Below are 23,708 nucleotides of genomic sequence, written 5' to 3'. Positions count from 1 at the left end.
AATCGCCGAGAGCATTTTTGTTCCAGGCAGCGTGTGTCGCGCTAACCTTCACATTATTTGCCCTCAATATGAACTGGCAATGAACATCGCGTTGTACGTGAGTTCAAGCAAAATGGCCTTTAATTGCTTCGTTAAGTTCGGGATTGGTAATGCAAATGAAGTTAGTACGATTTTTGGAGAAACATTTCTCCGCGGTGTTGTTTGGGCTTTCGATTTTGAGCGGAGCGTATATCTACGGAGCAGTCAGCTACAAATATGAATGGTTTCCTGTTCCAATTCTGCAAAAAGCCAAAGCAGGATACGACGCTTGGCGAAAACTTGAAGCCAAAGAAGAAATTTTTGGAAAGGTGGAATATGTAGCAGTCCCAAAGGAAGATCTGACAACCTGGCTTGTTGAACCTAGGGACTACGACGATCTGTTGCTGATTACAGGTGGGTTCGAGGAACAGCCCGAACTCTGTCCGGAGGTCGGTTGCATCGCCTGGATAATGGATCGCCAGGGGAACGTATACCACACTTGGAGCGTGTCGAGAGCAGACCTTTTTGATGGGCAAGAATTTGAAGGCTTCAGCGGACAACCCGGAAGAGACAATGTGAATGTGTTGGGAGTTGACCTAGACGACAACGGTGATCTGGTTGTTACGTTTCAGGCCAAAAACATGTTCCCTTACCATATTGGTTCGATGCGAATTGATCGGAACAGCAAAATTCTCTGGTCTTTTATTAATCACGCACATCACTGGCCTTATGTTGCGGACAACGGCGAGGCCCTTTTACCTTGGGCTCAACTTGAGCAGCCTCCGGAACAGTATGTTGGACCCACTCGGATCGAAACCAATTGTTCAATACTTGGAGCGGTTTACGAGGAGGGTTTCCAAATCTTCGATCGGGCTGGGGAGAGAATACGTGCGGTACGGTTTGAAGATCTTTTTGTACAAAATGGGCTGATGGGGCTAGCGTACTCAGTGCGCGAAGGGTGTGACCCTTATCACATCAATGGGGTTGTGGAGATAAATGAAGCAACCGCTGCTAAGATTGAGGGGGCAGAGGCGGGCGATATTGCTATGTCACTACGATCCTCGAGCTCACTAATTGTTGTCGATCGGCACGATGATACTATTCATCGTGTCATAATGGGGCCAATGGTTGCTCAGCATTCGCCAGTCGTCACAGAGCGCGGCACTTTCGTACTGTTCGACAATCTTGGTGGTCTCGCGTCGCAAGGTGGATCTCGTATACTCGAAATAGACCCTGTATCTGGTTTGGGCACATCCCTTTTCCCATTGGCTGGTGATACAGAACACTATCTGTTCTCAAAAGAGCAGGGCTTAGTAAGATTAAGCGAGAACAACGAACGGGCGCTCGTATCGGTTTCCGAAACTGGCCAGGTTTTAGAAGTTGACTTATTGGAAGGCAGACCAATTTGGGAATACCTTAATCAAACTAGTCTCTCAGCGTTCCAACGTCGCATTGGCCAAGTCACAGATGTCAATTACGCTTTAATGGAAACTCTAGGCGCAGACTATGTGTCCCGGGATTTTGTGGAAACGGTGTTGGGTGGAACAGTGCCAATTGGAGCAGTTCAGCCAAGAGCTAGCGATAGGAATCATAACCAATAATTGACGGTTGCATCGAACACGATGGTGGGTGGGAAGACCTTGGTTTGGCGGTCATTGCGCGTCGCGTCCGTTAGTTTCGTCGCTTCTCCGGCAAGGCCATCAACCCGTCGTAGATTCTGTAAATTTCCATTGGCTTTTGTCGGTTGTTGTCCATTTTCTGATCGCCGAAGTAGATCGGTTCAATTAAGGGGGCTCAGGTTCTCGATGGGCTATTTGCGCCTCGCTCAGTCAAAAAAGATCACCTTTCGATCCCTGGGCGCAGATTAAACAGATTGATGGAAATCAATTTGAGCCAAACTTTAAGTCTGCTTGACCAAAAATTTGGTTCTCAACTATCGCACGGGCAAGCTTTTGATGACCCGTTTCCGACAAATGCCCGTCCGGGAAAAGATAGTCCTCGGGCTCCAGTATGTCCGGCGTATGAAGGATCGTTAAGTCAGATACCTTTGCGCGCAAAAGGTCGAGGTCTGGCGAGGTCGAGAGGACTTCGGTGAAACGCCCCCCCCGACCGCCTGTGTTCACGTCGAATACAATCAGGTGCGGTGGGGTGGGGCCCCAATCCCAATTGGCCAAAACCTCGATCAACACATCGGGGCCACTCAGGTCTGCCATTTGCAGATCGTACTGCTCATCCTCGCCATCCTCGCCGCCAATGAAACGCCAGCGAAGCTCATTAAGGAAGGCGGGCAAGTAATGCCCAAACCCTCCGCCTGTCCCTTCGTTTTCGGCGACGAGTTTGGCATAGGTTTCTTGCGACATAGCAGACAGCGTGCCGTCGTGAAGATAGCGTCGGTTTTCGTAGCCGTCATTGTCGCTGTATTGGACAATCACTGTCTTCAGGTTGCTGCGGTCAAGTCGGTCCAGCGTCATAAGCTCTCGGACTGTGCCATAGGACGACACGCCGGTGTTCAGCGTTTTGCGCCCGGTTTCGGCCTCGATAACGTCGGCAAAGGTCATTCCTTGCCCGACACCCCAACCCATTGCCTGGCTATCGCCAAGAACCACGATTTCGGGCGCATCAAGAGACGCCTCATCATCGCGGTATCCTGCTGAATTCACTACAAGCTCGGTTGAAAAGCCAGTGTTTTCGAAGGTGCAATTGCCGGGCTGCAACGTATAGCCCAGCTCAGAATCGTAGCGTGCGCATTCCGGAAGGTATTGAACATACGAGACATTCGCCCAGTAAATCTTTTGCGCAAGCCGGTCCACTGCGCGGATGCCCGTCGGAGACTCCCGCGTGACAAGCCAGGCAAGCGTGGCTTCCAGACCAATCAGAAGAACCGCAAGGATCAAGGCATTTATAGCAACGACGCGCCACATCCGGTTTCAGTCCAACCCACAGCTTATTTTGTTGCCTATTGCCTTCGACTGGTCCTGACCTTTAATCCGCAACACGACAAACCCTTTAACAAAGTAACATTCCGCTCATAGCACAAAATGCCGCGTCAAGGGAACGATGTTGTCTGCCACTCAGAATGCCAGCCGCGTTGGTCTGTGGCCTTTTTTGTCCTTTTGGCCTCGTTCCTCATGCCTTTCATCTCTTCGCCTGAGAATGAGACAATGATGCTTGATTGGAAACAACGTCAGGATTCCATTGACTTGCTCAAAAATGCTATGAAACTGACAAATGGTGTACCTGTACACGGCCCGATCTGTGCTGAAACTATTTGGTTTCAGTATCTGATGTTTTCAGGGGTCGGCACGCGGGAAAGGGTGAAAAGTATTCGGTTTTGAGTATTAGTTCAGAGTGAAATGTTCATAGATTTGCTATCTTGGGAATTCCTGCTGTTTTCGGCGTTTGCCATAATCTTGGTTGCGTCTTCGACAGGGCCTGTGCGGACGGTCGGCTTTCTTGGCGCCAATATCGCCTTCATTTTTGCGCTTCTCGGTCCAATCGGTTTGGCTTCAACTTTGTTCTTTTCAGGTTTGGGGTGGGGGCTGACCCGGGTGCATCTTACGGCGTCCAGATGGGCGGCAATTCTGTCGGCAACTCTGCTGGTCCTCGTTTTTATCTACATGCTGGACTATGAATTCCTGGGATTGTTCCTGCCGGAAGCAGCACGCCTGTCATTCCTGCAAACAGTTGGTTTGAGCTTTCTGTTGTTTCGTATCTTGCATGTCATGATTGATGCCCGGTCGGGTGTCATCGACCGCATTGATCCCGCTGTTTATCCCAACTACCTCTTGGCGTTTACAACGTTCATGATGGGTCCGATCCAACGGTATCAGGATTTTCGCGACCAATGGGCAGATCGTACCCAAGCCATCGAGATGACGTATGAAGCTCATCTTGATGCCGGGCTGAGAATTCTCTGGGGGCTTGTCAAAGTATACGTCATCGGAACATTCATCTTCCGTTTTGCGCTACAGCCCAACACCGATGTCCTTGCGTTGAGTTTGGGTGAATTCTGGCTTCAATTGGTAGCCTTCTACTTTTTTCTTTATATGAATTTTTCCGGCTACTGCGACGTCGTGATCGGTATCGGCAGTCTGATGGGCATTCGGCCACCCGAGAATTTCAACAACCCGTATTTTGCCCAGAACATCGCTGATTTCTGGCTCCGCCAGCACAGAACTCTCACGTTGTGGTTAACGGACTACGTGTTCAACCCGGTGTATAAAAAGGCCCTCAGTTCCAGTTCATTCGCCAGTTTGCCGCTGGCTGCCGGGATCATTGCGGCCATGCTGACCATGCTTGTTTCTGGCCTTTGGCACGGCACCACAATCGGTTTTTTGATCTTTGGTCTCGTGCATGGGACGTGGCTCGCGATTTATCGGATATGGGATCACGTTTTGGTGGCGCGCCTTGGGAAAAAACGGCTGCGAAAGATCAGGGCAAGCTGGCCCGGACGGGTAGTCGGAATGGCGATTACCTTGCACGCGGCTGCCTTTGCGTTCCTGTTCTTCCAGTTGGACACACCAAGCGTCATTGCGTTTTTGAAAGGTCTTTTGTGATGTGGTCGGCCCTTTTCCCCAATCGGTCTGTTCGGATGACCATGAAGATTCTCGTCGCAGCCGGGCTTGTTGGTATTCTTTTTGTTTTCTCCGCGACGGAGGTCGACTTTGTCTACACGGGTTTCTAGGAAACTGCGCCTTTCGCTCGCGGCCCTTGGGACAATTGGGGTCGTCGTTGTGTTGGTCTTTTCGGCGCTGACATGGCTGGCCATCAGCGCCGAGCGCAGCTTTTTCATGTTCCCATATAAACAGGAAAGCTGGTACCGCTTTCTGCTGCCGTCGCAATTTGTGGTCCAGGACAAACCCGTCATCATGTTGGCTGGCCCCTCTACAGTACGCGAGAACCTGCGATGGGAGCAGGTGCAGGAGGCGTTTCCCGATTATCACATCTATCAGGGGGGGATCAGTCTGGGCACGATTGAAGACGTGACAATCTCGCTGAAACTGATCGAGGCAGCATACGGTGAAGACGCGTTGCCGGATTATGTCGTCCTTGGCCTCGGGCCCCGTTTCATTGCCAACCTGCCGCCCGATCGGCCTTTTAAATCAATTGTTGATACCTACAGCCCCTGGTTCGTGACAACTGGTCCAAACGGGGTTGAGCTGCACAAAAAATCGCTATTTGGCGCTGCGCGGGCCAAAATCCGCTTTGTCGGAAAGCAGCCCGAGCGTTTCAGGTCTGCGCTGCGTGCTTGGGCTGCCTATTGGGGTCGCGAGTTCGAAGAATGGCCCATTGGCGAGTCTGTCTTGCGCCAAACCGGGTTGCTGAATATGTGGCAATCGCAGGTCGAAAGGCAGGGAAGGCTTGTATCACCTTACAAATTTGCCAGAAGTGCTGGCCTGAGCGAAGCGGATCTTGCTAATTTTATGTCAGGCGGCTGGTGGGAGTCCGTTTTCGATTGGGATGCGCGCAAGAATAGCGGCGCTGCAGCTGAACGTCTGCGCCAGCTTATGGAGTTCCTTGATGCGCATGGCATAGGCGTCGCAGTCGTAAATATGCCCGAGCGGTCATATTCCCGCGAACGATTTACTTTCGAGTATGACGACTATCTCGGAGCGATCCACGACGGCATTGGTCAAGCACCGTTTCTCGATCTGAGTGTTTTTGCGCACGATAGTGAATTTTTCGATGCTGAACACACCATACCAGAAGGGTCACAGCGTTTGACGGCCCACGTAACAGCTTGGATTCAGTCATTATTGAATTAATGTGAGGGGGAAAGAGAATTTATTGTCGAAGTGATTGATTATAGTGTTACTAGTTAAGCAATTACCCTGAATTTTGGGGGAGGTTAAATGGTTTCAGGTGTAAAGGCAGGGAGTTTTTCCCCTGACACAGCTATGCCCGACGAACAAACGCGGACCCGGATTCTGGGTTCTCTGCGAGCGACTGAGTCCATTCAGGACTATCTCTCGTTGTGTCGCAAATGGCGCAAGATCGACCGGACCGCCGGCGATGACGGGCGCGCCGAATTGCGGGTTGCGCTTCTGAGCGGCGCAACAACGGACTTCCTTGAACTTCCTCTTCGTGCAGAGCTTGACAGCTTTGGCCTTCGCGCCCGCATTCACCGCCCGGACTTCAACACTCATGTCTCCGAGCTTATGGATTCTGCCAGTGCTACGGCCGAGTTCTCTCCGCAGATTGCAGTTCTTCTGCTTGGGGCATCAGATATCACTGAATGGCCAGCCGTGGGGGATACTGAGGCGGGCGTGGCAAAGCTGGCCGACCGGTTTGTTGACCTGTGGCTGAACAACATTTGCGCAACGTTCAATCGGGAATCCGGGGCTGAAATCATCCTTGGCAACCTGCATCTGCCACCGACTTCATCGACCGGTCACCTTAGCCGTCGCCTGCCTTGGGACCGAACCAATTTCGTGCGTCGGATCAATCAGCTTTTGACGGAGCGGGCACCAAAATATGTCCATACACTGGACCTGGAGCTTCTCTCGGCCCAATACGGGGTCCAACAATGGTTTGACCCCCGCTTTTGGTACCATGCCAAACAACCTGTCTCATTCGATTGCATGATCCCGCTTGTGCGCGACATGGCTGGGATTATCGCGGCCATCTACGGCAAGACTTCGAAATGTATCGTGCTGGATCTGGATAATACCCTGTGGGGCGGAATTGTCGGTGACGATGGGGTGAATGGCATCAAGATTGGCCAGGGCAGCGCTGAAGGTGAGGCCTTCCTGGCCTTTCAAAACTATCTGCTTGAGTTGAAGGCGCGTGGCATTCTTCTTGCCGTGGCCTCAAAAAACGAAGACGCCAACGCGCGCGCGCCATTCGATACGCTGGATGACATGGCGTTGAAATTCGCCGATTTCGTGTCGTTCAAGGCAAACTGGGGACCCAAGCCCGATAGTATCGCAGCCATCGCAAAGGAACTGAACATCGGGCTCGACGCGATCATATTTGTCGATGACAACCCGGCGGAGCGTGCTTTGGTACGGCAGAGCTTACCGGAAGTGCGTGTTCTGGAAGTGGGCGACGATCCTTCGGAATACCCATATCTTCTAAGCAGGTCCGGCTGGCTTGAGACAATCGAGATTACCAGTGAGGACCGCAAGAAATCCGAACAATACGCAGCCAATCGATCGCGTACCGAGCTTGCGGAAAGCGCAGTAGACTATGACAGCTATCTGCGCTCGTTGAATCAGAAAGCGGTGATCCGCCCGTTCGAGCCAGAGCATTTCGACCGGATTACGCAGCTTATCAATAAAACCAATCAGTTTAACCTGACTACCCAACGGATGACGCAATCCGAGGTAGAGGCACTGGCAGCCAGTGACAGCACGCTTACGGCGTATATGAGGTTGAAGGACAGCTTTGGTGACAATGGCCTCATCAGCGTAGCTGCAGGATCTGTTGTGGGTGACACGCTGACACTCGATCTTTGGCTGATGAGCTGCCGCGTTTTCAAAAGAGGCGCCGAGTTTGCTATGGCGAATTATCTTTTGCAGGAAGCCGTGCGCCGAGGGATTGCAAATGTAAGGGGTCTCTACCGGCCAACGGCAAAGAACGGCCTGGTCGAAAACCTCTATGCCGACCTTAACTTTGAAAAGGACGGTCCTGCGGAACAAAGTGGTACAAATTGGAGCCGAACACTTGCAGGGTTCGAACCGTTTCCAGTCAGCATTGAAATAGTGGAGGATTTTGCGTGACCGAAAGTGAGGTATGGCAGCGTTTAACATCGGTCTTTCAGGACGTCTTCGAGGATGACGAGATCACCTTGAGCCCTGAGACCACGGCCGAAGCGATTGAGGATTGGGATTCCCTGACGAACATCCAGTTGCTGATCGCCATCGAGAAAGCTTTTCCAGGGCTTCAGTTCAGCACCGGTGAGGTTGCGAACCTCCAAAATGTGGGCGATCTGGTGTCGGCGATAATAAAGCGCGTTGCAACTTGACGCCTCCACGAACAGGATTCGATGCAGTTGGTGACGGATTTACTCGGCACGTTGCCGATGCGCGGTGATCGATCCACCTGTTTGATCAAAGTGTGGGCTGGTCTTTGGGTGCAACATGATCTGCTCTATTCGCGCGCCCATTCATGACAGCCCTGTATTCAATTGCTAATAATATGTTGTGTTAACACGGGTTTTGAGTGCATGCAGATTGAAGAAACCGCCTTATCTGGCGTCCTTATCCTGACGCCTAAGCGGTTCGGGGATGAGCGCGGTTTTTTCTCTGAATCCTGGAACCGAAAAACCTTGGGCGCACATGGGATCGTCCTGGACTTTGTGCAGGATAATCATTCGGTTTCTGCTGGTGTTGGGACTCTGCGGGGGTTTCATTTCCAGTCGCCGCCCCATGCGCAGGATAAGCTTGTGCGCTGTGGGCAGGGGGCATTGTTTGATGTAGTGATCGATATCCGCAAAGGTTCACCCACATACGGGCGGTGGCTGGGTATTGATCTGACGGCAGAGAACGGAAAACAGCTTTTGGTGCCCAAGGGGTTCTTGCACGGATTTGTCACGCGGAAAACCAATACTGAGATTTGCTATAAATGCACCGACTATTATGCACCCGAGTGCGAGGCAACAGTGCGCTGGGACAGTTGCGGTGTGGATTGGGGCCTGACCGGCGACCCGGTGCTGTCTGACAAGGACGCAGTGGCCCCCATATTAGCCGAATTCGACAGCCCATTTGTCTGGGAGGGCAGGCCATGAAGCTGCTGGTCACAGGGGGTGCGGGCTTTATCGGATCGGCCGTCGTGCGGCGGGCGGTTCGGGATGGGCATCAGGTGGTCAATCTGGATGCGCTGACCTATGCGGCCTGCCTCGACAATGTGGCCGAGGTGGCGGATGAACCTAACTACACCTTCATAGAGGCTGATATTCGGGATCGCGCGGCCCTGAACCGGGCGCTGGCGGAATATGCCCCGGACGTGATCATGCACCTTGCGGCTGAAAGCCATGTGGATCGCTCGATCGACGGGCCCGGTGCCTTTATCGAGACCAACGTGACCGGCACCTATACCCTACTTGAAGCGGCCCGAGCATATTGGGAAGGGCAGGGGAGGTCAGACAACTTCCGGTTCCACCATATCTCCACCGATGAAGTCTATGGCTCGCTGGGGTCAACCGGTCAGTTCACCGAAGAGACGCCTTATGATCCTCGCTCGCCCTATTCGGCCAGCAAGGCCGCTAGCGACCATCTGGTGCGCGCTTGGTGCGCAACATATGGCCTGCCGGTGGTGCTGACGAATTGTTCGAACAATTACGGACCGTATCATTTCCCTGAAAAGCTGATCCCGGTCACCATCCTGAACGCTCTGGAGGGTAAGCCATTGCCGATTTATGGCGACGGGTCCAATGTTAGAGACTGGTTATACGTGGAAGACCACGCCGAAGCACTGCTTTTGGTGGTCCAGAAAGGTCAGATCGGGCGCAGCTATAACATTGGTGGTGAAAACGAGTGCACCAACCTGCAACTGGTGCAGATGCTGTGCGGTATTCTGGATCGTCTGCGCCCCAGGGCCACGCCCTATGGCGACCTGATCACCTTTGTCGCTGATCGTCCGGGTCATGATGCGCGTTATGCTATCGACCCGACCCGTATTCGACAGGAACTGGGCTGGCGACCCTCTGTCAGTGTTGAAGAAGGCTTGGAGCGGACCGTTCAGTGGTATCTGGACAATGAAAGCTGGTGGCGCGCGCTGCAGAACCGCGACGGCGTTGGCAAGCGATTGGGTATGAAAGCATGACCATCCTTGTCTTTGGCCGAACCGGGCAGGTGGCGCGGGAACTGGCGGCGTATGCGGGTGTGACATGCCTCGACCGTTCTGAGGTTGATCTGGAACAGCCCGCCTCCTGTGCAGCGGCAATCCGCGCGGCGGCTCCACAGGCAGTGATCAATGCGGCGGCCTATACGGCCGTTGACCGGGCGGAAGAAGAAGAGGCGCTTGCAACCGTCATCAACGCGGCGGCTCCCACTGTGATGGCGCGGGAATGTGCGGCGTTAGGCATCCCTTTCGTCTCTATTTCGACGGATTACGTGTTTGACGGCTCGGGGGACGCCCCGTGGAAACCCGCAGATCCCACCAGACCGTTGGGGGCGTATGGGCGTTCCAAATTTGCAGGAGAACAAGGCATAAAGCAGGCCGGAGGGGCCTACGGCATCCTGCGTACTTCGTGGGTGGTGTCGGCCCATGGCAACAACTTCGTCAAGACGATGCGGCGGCTTGGAGCCGAACGAGGCCAGTTGTCGATTGTGGCCGACCAGATCGGCGGCCCGACGCCCGCACGGAACATCGCGGCGGCTTGTCTGTTCATGGCGCAGCAACTGATCAAGGATGCGGGCAAAACGGGTATCTACCACTTTGCGGGCGCACCAGACACCAGTTGGGCCGGGTTTGCCCGGGCAATTTTTGCCGAATTAGAGATTGATTGTGATGTAACGGACATTCCGTCCGGCGAATATCCCACCCCCGCCAGACGCCCATTGAATTCCCGCCTTGATTGTTCCTCACTGGAAACAACTTTTGGCATTACACGTCCTGATTGGCGGCAGGGGTTAAGGGATATTTTGCAAGATTTGGAAAACGCGTCATGAGTACACGGAAAGGCATCATACTTGCGGGGGGATCGGGTACACGCCTCTATCCGATCACGATGGCCGTCTCGAAACAGCTGTTGCCGCTTTATGACAAGCCGATGATCTATTACCCGCTGTCGGTGCTGATGCTGGCCGGTATTCGCGACATTTGTGTGATCACCACCCCGCAGGATCAGGACCAGTTCAAGCGCACGCTAGGGGATGGCAGCCAGTGGGGGGTTAGCCTGACCTATGTGGTGCAGCCCAGCCCTGACGGTCTGGCGCAGGCATATATTCTGGCCGAAGAATTTCTTGCCGGCGCGCCTTCGGCGCTGGTTCTGGGGGACAACATCTTTTTTGGCCACGGCCTGCCCAAATTGCTGGCCGCCGCGGATGGGCATGCCGAGGGTGGGACTGTGTTCGGCTATCACGTGGCCGACCCTCAGCGCTATGGCGTGGTTGCTTTTGACTCGGATGGACGAGCACGCGAGATTATCGAGAAGCCTTCGGTACCTCCTTCGAACTATGCCGTTACCGGCCTTTACTTTCTGGATGGTTCGGCACCTCAGCGCGCCCGACAGGTCAAACCTTCACAGCGGGGCGAGTTGGAGATCACCGACTTGCTGCAGATGTACCTGGAAAAAGGTCATCTCAGGGTCGAAACCATGGGGCGGGGCTATGCCTGGCTGGATACGGGCACCCATGCCAGCCTGTTGGATGCCGGCAATTTTGTGCGCACCCTTGAAGAACGTCAGGGGTTACAGACGGGATGCCCCGAAGAGATAGCCTGGCAACTGGGTTGGATCAGTGACGCGCAGTTACGTCAGCGGGCCGAGATGTTCGCGAAGAATGAGTATGGGACTTATCTGGACGGTTTGTTGGAATAACAGACCGGCTGAGAGAAGGGAGCATTGAACAGGGGGCCGCAAGCCTTGCTGTATAAAGTCAAAAAATGCACCTTGGGATTTGGGTGAAATGAAATAGAAGTGGTGAAAATTTTCTGGGTTTAATAGTTTGTGTGAACGATGTGTCGAAAATTTCCTACAGACCGGACATTGATGGGCTTCGCGCGGTCGCCGTAGTTCCTGTTGTCCTGCACCATGCTGGTTTTAGCGCAGTTCCGGGCGGGTTCGTCGGTGTGGATATATTTTTCGTCATCTCTGGCTTTTTGATAACCAGAATTCTCACGCGGGAAATCCGGGACGGGCAGTTTTCGCTGCTATCTTTTTACGAACGCAGGGCCAGGCGCATCCTGCCCGCACTTTTTATAGTGCTTGTCGCATGCCTGGCTGTCGGCTGGTTTCTTCTACTGCCCAGCCAGTATGACGCGCTTGCCAGGTCTACGGCTGCAACGCTGCTTTTTGTGTCTAACGTCTGGTTTTGGGATGCGGCTGGTGACTATTTCGGCAGGGGGGTCGAATTGGCGCCGCTGCTTCATACCTGGTCTTTGGCGGTCGAAGAACAGTTCTATCTTGGATTTCCAATATTATTGTGGGTAATGGCGAAACAATCGCGCCGCTTTTGGGTTGGTGTGATTGCGCTGATTTCACTCATATCTCTGGGGCTTTCGATATGGGCGACGACCGCTGCGCCGATAGCCAACTTCTATTTTACCTCAATGCGGGTTTGGGAACTGGGGCTGGGTGCGCTGTTGGCCATCGGTGCGTTTCCGGCACTCCGTCGCCCGCTGGTGGCTGAGGTAATCGGGCTGATTGGATTGGCAATTATCCTAGGCAGCATCGTTCTGATCTCGGACAACACCCCGTTCCCCGGGTTGATGGCTGTGCCGCCCTGTGCAGGTGCCGCTTTTTTGATCTGGGCGGGAATGAATAACACTACGTCTGCCGGCCGGTTGTTGGCCTTGCGCCCGATAGTCTGGATTGGGCTCATTTCCTATTCGCTGTACCTGTGGCATTGGCCGGTACTGGTCGCGGCCAGAGTGCAAAACGGCAGTGCGGATCTGCCCGCTATGACGGCGATGATTTGTGTATTTCTGTCTGTTCTGCTTGCAGCGGCTAGCTTGTATCTGATCGAGCGACCCTTTCGCATTCCGGCCAGCAAAGGGGGCTTTTCGCGAGCCAGTATTTTTACGGGTGCAGGCACAGGTGCCACGCTTATATTGGGGCTAGCCGTCATACTTGTTGTGAAAGAGGGCGTTCCAAGCAGGGTTCCGGCTGAGTTGGCAGCCAAAATGAACAAGTTCAAGGAATCCCATTATCTGATGGATGCGTGCAGACAGTGGGAAGACGGTAAAGAACCCTGCAAAATAGGAGCATCCAATCAGGCCGACGCAGAACCTCGCGTCGTCGTGTGGGGGGATTCCCATGCCGGGTCTTTGTTACCCGGCATAGATTCCTGGCTGAAAGACAACAACATTCCGGGCGAGGCCTTTGTAAAGTTTGGCTGCCCTGCGCTGTTGGGGGTCCGCCGCGCCGACATGGCGCCTGCTCATGGTTGCGACACTCATAACGAATTGGTGGTGCGCTATATCGAACGACTGCCCGAATTAGACGCGGTTGTCGTGGCGTCGCGTTGGGCTTTGGCGACCGAAGGTGTTCGGGTTTCGGGCGAAGAGGGGAGAATAGCCGTTCTGGCGGCAACCGATGAGCGCCCCACTGGGGTTGAGGATAATCCAAAACACGTGGAACAGGGTCTGAAACGGCTGCTTCAAAGGCTGGAAAGCCGGGGTATCGAGGTTCTTATCGTCGGGTCAATACCAGAGATCGGGTTCAACGTCCCCGATGCCCTCGCAGGCAGCGCTGCGTTCGGGACTCAGTTGCGCGTGCCCCCGTCACGGGAAGAGTTTGATCTACGCAATTCCCGCTCTTACGCAATTCTTGCGGATGCCGGGCGGGAATTCGACGCGGCGCTTGCGCGTCCGGCTGATATTTTATGCGATGAGTTCTGCCGTATTCATCTGGACGGTCGCCCTCTTTACCGGGATGACGATCATCTGAGCGAGTTTGGAGCAAACTGGGTTATGCCGGCCTTGCTGGATCAGCATTTCCTGCGAAATTAGTGCATTCCGTCTGTACACTGGGGCATATCCGCAAGGCTGGACTGCCCGACCCCACAACAATCTGGGCCATTTAGTGAAAATGTCTGCAATCAAGAGACAGTCCATATCAAAATACACCAGCGACGGTACATTCGCTTCGACGCGTGGGATGGAAACGAGGATAATCGGACAAGTTTCAGCGGGCGGCTGTGTCTGGCTCGTGCAAGGTTAGGATAGGTTTGGTACCCGGAGATGCGCGCGTGATCGGAGAAGCTGACATGAAGCCGCCATCCCCCGCGATTGGCCGCAGTGATTTGGCAATTCTATTGTTCATTCTGCTGCTCGCTGCCGCGTTGAGAATTGCAGGGCTGAACTCACCGCTTTGGTATGATGAAATCTGGACTGTCGACACGCATATTCGTTTGCCCTGGGGCGACATGATGCGCGAATATTCCATGAACCATCATTATTTCTTCAGCATGAAGGCAAAGCTGTTTTCTCAGATATTCGGAGAGGAATCCTGGGTCTACCGTTTCCCAGCCGTAGTGTTCGGCGTCGGCATCGTCGCCGCGATCTGGTGGCTGACCAAAGAGGTCGCAAACACCTGGATCGCGCATGTCTCGGCCTTGCTCGTGGCCTTGTCCTATCATCAGGTTTGGTTCTCACAGAATGCGCGCGGGTATACCGAGCTTGCTTTTTGGAGTGTGCTTGGCCTCATTCTGTTTCTGCGGGGTGTGCGGCGTCCGGCGATGAAAACCTGGATCGCCTTTGGACTGACCGCCGCCGCCGCTGTTTTCACGCATTTGACGGGTGCATTTTTCTTTGTCGCGCTAGGGTTCGTCTGGCTGATCTCACTGGTGACCGGGTTCGGTCGTGAGGCCCCCCTGACTCGCGAATGGGTGCTGCAGCCGCTGATCGGCGTTGCCCTTGCGCTGGTTCTGATCTTTTTAGCCTATTTGCCGATTTTACCCAGTGTTCTGAATACCATGGGTGAGATATCGGCGACGTCCTCTGTCGACAAGATGCAGGTCTATCAAAACCCGATCTGGACCATGGTCGAAGGCGTGCGAACTGCAATTGGCAATACCGGGCCATTGACAGTGATCGTGGCCGTGGCGGGGTTGGTGACCGTTGCTTTTGGCGCATTGGGGACGCATGCGAAACAGCCACTGTTTTTTGTCACCATCGCCATGCATATTGTCGTGACGCTGGTTATTCTCATGTCGCTGGATATGCGGATTTGGCCGAGGTTTTTCTTTGTCGATATCGGTCCGGTCATTGTTCTTGTCGTTGTCGGTTGCGGCTATGGTGCCGGTCTGGTGGCGCGGCTGTTCAGACGGCCTCAGATTTCGCGGCCGTTGTTTATCGCAGGTGTTCTGGTGATGGTTGCCGTGTCCATGTTTCTGGTACAGCGCAACTATGATGCTCCTAAACAGAATCTAGCCGGGGCTTTTGCCTTTGTCGAAGAAACGCGCGGCCCTTCAGAACGCGTTTATGCCATCAATCCCGGCGGCCCTGTTTTTGAAAGTCACTTTGATGCTGACTGGAAAACCATCGGCGATGCAGAGGGCTATGCCAAGGCGATGGAACAACCCGGACCTGTGGCGCTGGTGGTTTTGTTTCCGAACCGGATGCTGCGCGTCATTCCACGGCTTGGGACGGATGCTGATAAGGAACTGGAACTTGAACGCACCTTTGCTGGCACGCTTGGGGACGGACACGTTCTTATCTATCGGCGCAAGTGACTTCGCTTCAGAAACAACTGATAGAAGGCGTGCAGGCTCCTATTGGCGTGTCGGGTAATTATTGACGAGCGTGGACCCGGCTTTAAGGCGGTCGACCTCGCTGCCAGGGCGCACCCCGTATTCGTGAAAGCCATTGGCGGCCCCGGTCGCATAATAGATGAACTCTCGGTCATAATAGCCGGGGCTCGAAGGGGACTGATCCTGAACAATGACGTTGTTGAGTACGGCCCAATCCTTTTGGTTCTGGTACCCGTTGATCCCACTGACTACGTTTTGCTCGATTACGACAGAAGTCGAATATGAGATATTTATGCGCGGGATCGATACCTTGCCGCCTTTCGGTTGGCGGACCCGGATGATCGAGTTTTTGCGAATCGAAAGATTGTCGGCCCCATGAACCGAAATGCCGTGCATATGCGCGTTGTAGATCACGTTGTTTTCAATCAGCACGTTCTTGTGCCGCAAAAGGGGGTCACTTGTATTCTTACCGCTTTTGCCCATGAAAATCGTCTGGGTATAATCTCCGGCTCCGATGTCAAAGACGTTATCCCGGATCACGATATTCGAACTGCCTCGGTTCGTCGTCCGCATCAGTTGGATCATGTCTCGGTGATCGCGGCTGTTGCCGCCGCGGAAAGTGTGAAACCTGTTGAGTTCGATCGTCAGGTTGTCAATTCCGCTTAGGGCCATTCCATCAGCCCGAATGTCATAGAACTGATTTCGGCTCAGCGTCAGATGTGTGGTTTTGAACGCAGTCAGCGCTTTCCACCATTTACGAAACAGGCTGTTCGAGATGGTTATTTTAGAACTGCCCGTGATCTGCAAGCCAAGGCCGTGCCCTATGCCGGTGTTGTAATCCCCGTCGAATACGGAATTGGTGATGGTGATGTTGTGACCGTTAGCAATGCCGAAATGGTTAGTACGGTGCTTGTCGCCACGCTGGAAGGAATAGTCGAACATCAACCCATCCAGCATGAGATTGCCAGCATTCTTCAGGCGTAAACCTGTGAAACATGCCGGTGAACTTGGATCAGCAGACCGGATCGTGACTGGGGTTTTGAAAGCCCTTTTGACGATCAAAGCGTCGTAGTTTCCCCCGGCCAACAGCAAGGTTTCCCCGCCGCTGGCATGATTGAGGGCTTGATTGAGGCCCTGGGCGTTTTGGATAACCTGGCCGTTTTGCGATTGTGATCCGCCTTTAAACCCAGAGCAAGCCGACGCTGCAAGCAATGGCGTTGCCAGAGATGCGAACACAAGAATGGACCAAAACAGGATGCCAACAGAGATATTTATACGTCTCATAGGAGTAACTCTTTATAATATTGGCTGTACAAGAAATATTAGGCACATAAGAAAGCCTTGTCTATCGCGGCCCTGTTACCAGTCAGAGCGCGTCTTAGAGCCGATAAAACGATCTGCCGGCGACAAAACCATCAAGTCCAACAGAGCGCGCGAATTTGTAAAGGTCGCTTGTCTTGTTGATAAAGCCCGAGCGTTTGAAGTTCAGCGACGTGTTGCATAAGACGCCGACGCCGCTGGTTGCCTTGAACTCGATTAGCAGGTCATACAGCATCGCGTTCTGGTCTTTAGTCACGGTCTGCACCCGTGCCGACCCGTCCACATGGCTTACCGCCCTAAGGTTTGGGTTAGTCACTTGCTGAAAATGAAGCATGTGCGGCGAGGGGCCAGACCAGTCGAAATGGTTCGACACATCGTCCTCAAGGCAAACGGGTGACACTGGCGCAAGGCCCGCACGGCCTTTGATTCTGTTTACCCGGTCGCGTGTTTCGTTGGAAAAGGGCGCCGCCAGGATCGAGCGGTTCCCAAGCGCCCGGGGGCCAATTTCGCAATTTCCCATGACCCAGCCGATGACCATTCCGTCATGCAGCGCTTGTGCGACCTCTCTAAGATTCAATTCGCGGCTGGTGACACCTTGCATATCTACCCGGTCGTCGTTGAATGGCTGGCCTGCATACACCGTCCAGTCCAGTTTGGCCCGCCCCGTAAAATGACGCATGGCATCAACCGCTGTACCGATTGCACTGCCCGAGTCATTGGTGCATGGGGGGATGAAGACATCGCGGAACAGGCCGCTGTCCCGCCAACGCGTGTTCCAGCGATAGTTCAGGCCGCATTCTCCGGTAATCAACAGCGGATAGCGCTTGGTCAGATTGGCTTTTGCGAAGTCGTGGAAGCGGGAAAACACCGCGTCTGAATATCTGGCCGCAAGGTTGTGGAATCTGGGCGAAGTGACGCCAATGTTGTAGTAGGGTGAGTTTTTGAACGCTTCCTTGTTTAGGAAACCAGAATCCGCGCCGTTTTGTAACAGTGCGTCAATCAAACCCTGTGCGTCGCCATCAATGACGTTTGCCTCGCCATGTGCGCTGGCTGATTGCAGTTTGCTGGAAAACTCCTTTCCCGGGGTATTATCCGTTCCCGAAAAACTGGGGTCGGCAAGCGCATAGAGAAAGGAAAATCGGCGCCCGGGCGCAGCCAGCACCCGCCCCATGTGATGTATCTTTAGGTTGCGATCGATTTCATAGAAATCACCCAGCGCATCATCCCAGACCAGGACATAACAAGGCTCGCCCTGTTCGAAGGGCGACAGCCCATAAGCCGCCCAGATGAGCGAGCGTTCGTGCGAGGAAGAATAATAGTCCAGCCGTTTCCCGAAAAAGTTCTTTGTTCCGACAATGGCCGTGCTTTCGTCTATGCCAAAGCTTCCGGCACCGGATATGGCGGTATGGCTTTCCCCCGGCGTCGACCAACCGCTCAGCGCCAGAACGTCAGGAAGCTCGTTGAACCACAGCCCGGCGTCGAGGAGGGTATTCGGGTCAATTGGTGAGTTTCGGGGAAGGCTGTCTTTCTCGGCTTCATAGGAAAACATCAGATGCTGTTTTGGCGCGTCGACCCCTGCGACCGCCCCATCATGCCCGGATTTGAAGGAAAGAATTTTCATACTAGCACTCTAATCCAACCAGCCTTTTATTGTCAGGCGATCAATCACTGCCCGTGCGGCGACCTGATGCCCATTTGGGGTCCAATGCGCATCGTTCAGAAAATAAACCAATGTTCCGTCAGCGGCGGCCTTCCGCAAGGCAGGCGTCAAATCCATATAGCCTATGCCGTTCTCATCGGCCAATGTCTTAAGTTCAGCGGCCAGTTCCAATGACACCCAGTCCTGTAAGACGCTGTCATCGGGAAAGGCCAGCAAATCGCGATAAACATCTGTCTTAATCGGGATGTGCGCGACCAGAAGCTTCCCGCCATTTTCCCGAACAAGAGCATGCCCTTGTATCAATAGCTCTTTCAGATAGGCCAAGCGTGCCTCGACCCTATCGGGAGGGGGATAGGCGAAATGCATTACCGTTTCTTCAGACCAAGCCGCGTCAATGAAGTGACCAGACCGCGTGCGCGCGCCAAATGTTAACACGGCATCCCCCGGTCGTGTCTTGCTATACTGGTCGTTTTTGGGTTGGCTATAGAACCCGTCCGGCTCATAGACCCGGTTATGGGGTCCTAAAAGGCTAATTCTATTGGGTATAAAGATCTGCTGATAATCGATGAGGCCGGTCAAGGCGGACAGTTCAATCAACAGGGTCAAAAACCCGAGAGTTGCAACACTCAATGCAACGCTTTGAGCAAGGTCCCGGCGCCGGTCAATCTGCCCGTCCGACGTGACCAGTGCTTGTACCGACCATTTGTTGAACGCCACACTTGGGACCATCAGGAAAACCCCGAGCAGTTTCCGATAGCCGGACTTGGATCTTGCGAGCGTCATTTTGGTCTCATACATCGAATTCCAGTAGGCACTATACTGACCGTGTCGCAAACAACGCGACGAGAGGTATCTGTCCTAGTCCAGCTCAAACGCTTCTTTATAATCCTGTTTCAGCGCCTGATCCTGATCAGGTTTTCGCAAAATGCAACGGCCGATGACCAGCATGTCCAGCTCGGTGCCCATGAAGCAACGGAACGCGTCTTCGGGAGTACAGACGATCGGCTCCCCTCGGACGTTGAAGGATGTGTTGACCACAACCGGGCAACCGGTGCGCTGCTTAAATTCGCTAATCAGCGCGTGGTAAAGGGGGTTGGTTTCGGCATGCACGGTCTGAACCCGGGCAGAATAGTCGACATGGGTGACCGCCGGAATATCCGAGCGCACAACATTAAGCTTGTCGATACCAAAAAGCTGCATTTCTTCCGAGGTCATCGTGCGGCGCAATTTTTCCTGAACATCCGCAACCAGCAACATGTAGGGGCTGTCATAGTCCAACTCGAACCAATCGCTTACATCTTCGCGCAGGACTGAAGGGGCGAAGGGGCGAAAGCTTTCCCGGTATTTCACCTTGAGGTTCAGCGTCTTTTGCATCGAAGGGGACCGGGGGTCGCCAATAATGGACCGTCCCCCAAGCGCGCGAGGCCCAAATTCCATCCGGCCCTGGAACCAGCCAAGCGCCTTACCGTCGACCAGAGCTGTCGCTGCCTCGGTGATCATGCCATCGGTTTCGAATGTCTCGAATTTTGCGCCAATCGCGGTCAGGCGTTGCTCAATGTCATCCTGTGCAAAGGATGGGCCCAGATAAGAGCCTTGCATCTTGTCGGACGGGCTGCTGCTTTGACGCTCGTTTTTCAGTTCCGTATGCCATGCCGCCAATGCGGCCCCAACCGCGCCCCCGGCATCTCCGGCGGCAGGCTGCACCCAGATATCCTTGAACGCGCCGTCCCGAAGGATATGACCGTTGGCAACGCAGTTCAGCGCCACGCCCCCGGCCATGCACAGATTTTCGATGCCATATTCCTGCGCGGCAGACCGGGTCAGCCGCAGCACAATTTCTTCGGTCACGGCCTGAACCGAGGCCGCGATGTCCATGTGGAACTGGGTCAGTGGGTCTTTTTCAGGTTGGCGCACAGGCTCGCCAAACAGGTCAGAGAAACGTTGGTTGGTCATCGTCAGACCAACGGCATAGTTGAAATACTGCATGTCCAGCCTGAAGGACCCGTCCTCCTTCAGGTCAACCAGGTTCTCTAGAATGACATCCTTGAAGCGGGGGACGCCATAGGGGGCCAACCCCATGACCTTGTATTCACCACTGTTGACCTTGAAGCCCGTGTAATACGTGAACGCGGAATAGAGCAGGCCGATCGAATGCGGAAAATGGATTTCCTTTTCAATCTTCAGGTCCTTGCCGCGCCCGATCGCCAATGTCGTCGTGGCCCATTCGCCGACACCATCCAGCGTTAAAACCACCGCCTCGTCAAAAGGAGAGGGAAAGAATGCACTGGCAGCGTGGCTGAAATGGTGCTCACTGAACATCAGCTTGTCCCCGGGCCGAAACTCGGGATCGTGTCGGCGCAGTTCCCGGCTCAGTAAGTCTTTCTGAAACAGCTTCTCGCGCAGCCAGACCGGCATGGCCATCCGAAAGGACTTCAGCCCGCGCGGAGCGTAGGAGACATATGTTTCCAAAAGGCGTTCGAACTTTAGGAATGGTTTGTCATAAAATGCGATGTGATCGACGTCGCCAAGTCCAAGGCCAGCTTCATCCAGAACATATTCGATCGCATGAAACGGATATCCCGCATCGTGCTTTTTGCGCGTAAAGCGCTCTTCCTGCGCTGCGGCGACCAAAGAGCCGTCAACGACAATGGCCGCGGCGCTGTCGTGATAAAACGCAGAGATTCCTAGAATTGCAGTCACGACCCGGTCCTAGAACAGCGTGTAAATGAACGGGGCGATAGCCGAACCCTGACTTAGAACGATCAACCCGCCAAAAAGAACCATCATGACAAGGATCGGAAGAAGCCAGAATTTCTTTCGAAACCTGAGAAATTGCCACATCTCCATCAGAAACGACATCCGATACTCCTAAAATTGATTTTTCATCGAACCCACGTTTTCCGTGCGTTTAATCCAATATGTGTTTGTGTCCTTGTTTAGTTTTTGTCTTAAAAGGTCCTTTCCCAAGGCCCTCATGATCAGTCCGGTTGGTGTCACGGTCAGAAAAAAGACCAACGCCATAACGATAGGCGCAACAATTGCGCCCAGCAGTAGGCCGAACTTAGTCCACAGCCGGTTTGCGCCCGACAACAACGAGGGGCGCAGCAAAGTAACCAGCACAAACGCGACCGCAATCGCCAGCGCCCAATACCGCAAGCCTCCGCTGTGGATCAGCGGCCATAGACCAATGATGGTGAATACGGCTGCAAAAACGAAACCAAAATTACGGTTGCTGCCACCCTGGACTTCGTGTCGTGCCTCAATATCGATCATAACAAGATCATCTCATCGGATAACTTTAAGAACTCATACGCCGCCCTGCACAACCAGTCAGGGAAACCAACTTTGTTAATTTATACACTCAGGCTGTGCTGTTGTCGCAAATTTTTTTGGCAAATGGGCGCTATTCCCAAAATTCTGGGCGCAAGGACCGGTTTTGAGGTCGGTTTGCGCGCAGAAATCGCGCACAGTGTCGTGAATGCGGAAACAAACAAGATGGGATTCAAGGATTGGCCCGGTGCCGCCAGTATTGAGCGCCTGGTTTGGCTGTGCGGCCAGACGGGCTCACCCGGCCGAGGTGCGAAACCTTTTTTTATCGGTCTGCATCTGATGTCCAGCTGATTGCCAATTGCGCTCTGCGGTGTCGCCTCATCTTCTCATTGCCACTTTTCAGTATCGAAATGAAACTAAGTGAGCGTGGGCAGGGAGGCTCGCCGAGCGGTTGACGTTGGGGAACCCAGCAAGTGATTGCCGATGTCTAGCGCAGATACGCGAGGTCACGCCTGAATTATGGCATTTTGTTGACCATTGTTGCGACCCCGGAATCAATTCGTCACACCCTAAGATGACCGCTAAGGGATGGGGAACAATTCCCGGTATCGAGTATCGAGTTCACTCGGAAATGAAGGCAATGAGGCAAAACTGTCTCAATACAGGCAACAGTTTCCAAACATAGCCATATTCTGGCCAACCTGTCGCCCTTGTGCGGCTGTTCCCTTTGTCCCGGGTGAGCGGGTTCTCGTGCGCTGCCACTCACAGCGCCTATGAAACAGAAGGTGAAACATGTCGACCACAATTACGGTAACCTCTGCGGCCGAGCTGAATCAGGCTTTGTCTCAGGCGAAAGGTGGGGAAACGATACTTCTTGCAGCAGGTGATTATGGCGCGCTGAACTTAAGCGCGAACTATGCATCGACTGTAACAATCAAGTCCGCGGATGCGAACGCACCCGCTACGATCACGGCGATGAACGTGAACAACGCGTCGAACATTGCGTTCGAAGATCTGAATTTCGACTATAGCTTTAATGGGGAAGCAAAAAGCTATCGGCCGTTTTCAATCGTGAACAGCTCGAACATCACGGTTGATAACTCCACGTTCTCGGGGGATGTGGCCACCGGAGTATCCGCGACAGCTGACGGGTACGGATGGGGTCAGGGCTTGTTTGTTTTTCGTAGCGACAACATCAATGTTACAAACAACGAGTTCCACGACTGGCTAAAAGGGATGTATGTGGGGATCAGCACGGATGTGACTGTCTCGGGCAACAACTTACATTCGATCAGTGAGGACGGGATGTTTTATGAAAACATCAAAGGCGCCGTGATCGAAGGCAACTATATTCACGACTTTGAACGTAATCCGAATGCTGGAGGTCATGGAGACTTTATCCAGTTTTCGAGGCTTACGGGTGTAAGTACCGACATCATCATTCGCGACAACGTCCTGGACATGGGGTCCGGGGATTGGGCGCAATCGATTTTCATGGGGAACGGTAAAATCGTCCAGCCCTACCAAAATGTTCTGATCGAAAATAACACGATCTACAACGGCCACACACACGGAATTTCCGTGAGCGGAACTAACGGTTTGACGATCTCGAACAACACGGTTCTGGCAGTGCCTGGCGCGTTGACCGGCGGTGTGTCAATTCCGAAGCTATCTGTGGCCAGTGGTTCGACCAATGTCACGATTAATCAAAACGTTGTTTCCCAGATCAATGGCTATTCCGGCCAATCGGACTGGAATGTAACGGACAATGCTTTGGTCAAGACCCACCAATATGACGGCGTGTTCACGTATCATGCGACTGGCGCGCAAGATGGATACAACCAGTATGGCGTCATACCGGGCAGCATCGTTGACAACTTGAATGCGGGTTCGGATTTGGCTCAGCAGTTTCCGTTCTCTTATGACGCTTGGGTTGGAACCGCTACTAGCGGCGGCACCACTCAGCCCGGTGGTGGAACAACCCAACCCGGCGGTGGGACCACGCAACCCGATAGCGGGACGACCCAACCTGACAGTGGTACAACCCAGCCTGACAGTGGGACCACGCAACCCGATAGCGGGAC

The 23,708-nt window shown here is 53.7% G+C and carries 19 protein-coding genes; 12 read left to right on the top strand and 7 right to left on the bottom strand.

Going from position 1 to position 23,708, the window contains the following annotated elements; genetic code table 11:
* The first annotated feature begins 155 nt into the window (after positions 1-155).
* Positions 156-1,619, top strand: a complete 1,464-nt coding sequence (locus ACR0B0_RS08105; RefSeq protein ID WP_480567112.1) for an arylsulfotransferase family protein — start codon at positions 156-158, stop codon at positions 1,617-1,619.
* Positions 1,620-1,901: 282 nt separating this feature from the next.
* Here ACR0B0_RS08105 and ACR0B0_RS08100 read toward each other — a convergent pair whose 3' ends face one another.
* Entirely contained in the window at positions 1,902-2,939 is a 1,038-nt protein-coding gene (locus ACR0B0_RS08100) for an SGNH/GDSL hydrolase family protein (RefSeq protein WP_170349873.1), read from the bottom strand.
* A 432-nt stretch (positions 2,940-3,371) separates the two neighbouring features.
* Between ACR0B0_RS08100 and ACR0B0_RS08095 the strand changes: the two genes are divergently transcribed.
* From ACR0B0_RS08095 to ACR0B0_RS08050, 10 genes are all read left to right on the top strand, one after another.
* Complete coding sequence (locus ACR0B0_RS08095; protein WP_170349872.1) at positions 3,372-4,574, top strand: MBOAT family O-acyltransferase; 1,203 nt, start codon at positions 3,372-3,374, stop codon at positions 4,572-4,574.
* Positions 4,575-4,934: 360 nt separating this feature from the next.
* On the top strand, positions 4,935-5,783 hold the full coding sequence (locus ACR0B0_RS08090) for a hypothetical protein (protein WP_480647227.1): 849 nt from the start codon (positions 4,935-4,937) through the stop codon (positions 5,781-5,783).
* A gap of 132 nt (positions 5,784-5,915) precedes the next feature.
* Positions 5,916-7,739 (top strand): HAD-IIIC family phosphatase, encoded by a 1,824-nt coding sequence (locus ACR0B0_RS08085; RefSeq protein WP_170349870.1) that lies wholly within the window; start codon positions 5,916-5,918, stop codon positions 7,737-7,739.
* A complete protein-coding gene (locus ACR0B0_RS08080) occupies positions 7,736-7,984 on the top strand; it encodes an acyl carrier protein (protein ID WP_170349869.1) in 249 nt (82 codons plus the stop codon). Before ACR0B0_RS08085 ends, ACR0B0_RS08080 begins: the two co-directional genes overlap by 4 nt.
* Before the next feature lie 201 nt (positions 7,985-8,185).
* Positions 8,186-8,746, top strand: coding sequence for a dTDP-4-dehydrorhamnose 3,5-epimerase (gene rfbC / locus ACR0B0_RS08075; RefSeq protein ID WP_170349868.1), 561 nt, complete (start codon positions 8,186-8,188; stop codon positions 8,744-8,746).
* Entirely contained in the window at positions 8,743-9,783 is a 1,041-nt protein-coding gene (gene rfbB, locus ACR0B0_RS08070; RefSeq protein ID WP_170349867.1) for a dTDP-glucose 4,6-dehydratase, read from the top strand. Before rfbC ends, rfbB begins: the two co-directional genes overlap by 4 nt.
* On the top strand, positions 9,780-10,631 hold the full coding sequence (rfbD, locus tag ACR0B0_RS08065) for a dTDP-4-dehydrorhamnose reductase (protein WP_170349866.1): 852 nt from the start codon (positions 9,780-9,782) through the stop codon (positions 10,629-10,631). Before rfbB ends, rfbD begins: the two co-directional genes overlap by 4 nt.
* The gene (rfbA, locus tag ACR0B0_RS08060; RefSeq protein WP_170349865.1) at positions 10,628-11,500 is read left to right on the top strand and encodes a glucose-1-phosphate thymidylyltransferase RfbA; all 873 of its coding nucleotides are present in this window, start codon (positions 10,628-10,630) and stop codon (positions 11,498-11,500) included. The genes rfbD and rfbA overlap by 4 nt, the downstream gene beginning before the upstream one ends.
* A gap of 131 nt (positions 11,501-11,631) precedes the next feature.
* Positions 11,632-13,632 (top strand): acyltransferase family protein, encoded by a 2,001-nt coding sequence (locus ACR0B0_RS08055; protein ID WP_480647225.1) that lies wholly within the window; start codon positions 11,632-11,634, stop codon positions 13,630-13,632.
* 257 nt (positions 13,633-13,889) lie between these two features.
* A complete protein-coding gene (locus tag ACR0B0_RS08050) occupies positions 13,890-15,356 on the top strand; it encodes a glycosyltransferase family 39 protein (protein WP_480647223.1) in 1,467 nt (488 codons plus the stop codon).
* A gap of 39 nt (positions 15,357-15,395) precedes the next feature.
* Here ACR0B0_RS08050 and ACR0B0_RS08045 read toward each other — a convergent pair whose 3' ends face one another.
* From ACR0B0_RS08045 to ACR0B0_RS08020, 6 genes are all read right to left on the bottom strand, one after another.
* Complete coding sequence (locus ACR0B0_RS08045; RefSeq protein ID WP_480647221.1) at positions 15,396-16,658, bottom strand: right-handed parallel beta-helix repeat-containing protein; 1,263 nt, start codon at positions 16,656-16,658, stop codon at positions 15,396-15,398.
* Positions 16,659-16,752: 94 nt separating this feature from the next.
* On the bottom strand, positions 16,753-18,315 hold the full coding sequence (locus ACR0B0_RS08040) for a carbamoyltransferase C-terminal domain-containing protein (protein ID WP_480647219.1): 1,563 nt from the start codon (positions 18,313-18,315) through the stop codon (positions 16,753-16,755).
* A 9-nt stretch (positions 18,316-18,324) separates the two neighbouring features.
* Positions 18,325-19,137 carry an alginate O-acetyltransferase AlgX-related protein gene (locus ACR0B0_RS08035; protein WP_480647217.1) on the bottom strand — a complete coding sequence of 271 codons (813 nt, stop codon included), beginning with the start codon at positions 19,135-19,137 and terminating at the stop codon, positions 18,325-18,327.
* 75 nt (positions 19,138-19,212) lie between these two features.
* Positions 19,213-21,054 carry a carbamoyltransferase family protein gene (locus ACR0B0_RS08030; RefSeq protein ID WP_480647215.1) on the bottom strand — a complete coding sequence of 614 codons (1,842 nt, stop codon included), beginning with the start codon at positions 21,052-21,054 and terminating at the stop codon, positions 19,213-19,215.
* Positions 21,055-21,063: 9 nt separating this feature from the next.
* The gene (locus ACR0B0_RS08025; RefSeq protein ID WP_170349858.1) at positions 21,064-21,213 is read right to left on the bottom strand and encodes a DUF5989 family protein; all 150 of its coding nucleotides are present in this window, start codon (positions 21,211-21,213) and stop codon (positions 21,064-21,066) included.
* A gap of 9 nt (positions 21,214-21,222) precedes the next feature.
* On the bottom strand, positions 21,223-21,627 hold the full coding sequence (locus tag ACR0B0_RS08020) for an SxtJ family membrane protein (RefSeq protein WP_170349857.1): 405 nt from the start codon (positions 21,625-21,627) through the stop codon (positions 21,223-21,225).
* A gap of 789 nt (positions 21,628-22,416) precedes the next feature.
* Between ACR0B0_RS08020 and ACR0B0_RS08015 the strand changes: the two genes are divergently transcribed.
* The coding region (locus tag ACR0B0_RS08015; protein WP_480567109.1) for a right-handed parallel beta-helix repeat-containing protein at positions 22,417-23,708 on the top strand (1,292 nt) is incomplete at its 3' end.

This window comes from Ruegeria sp. BA12, from assembly GCF_056539625.1.
This window is presented reverse-complemented; position numbering and strand designations above follow the sequence as displayed.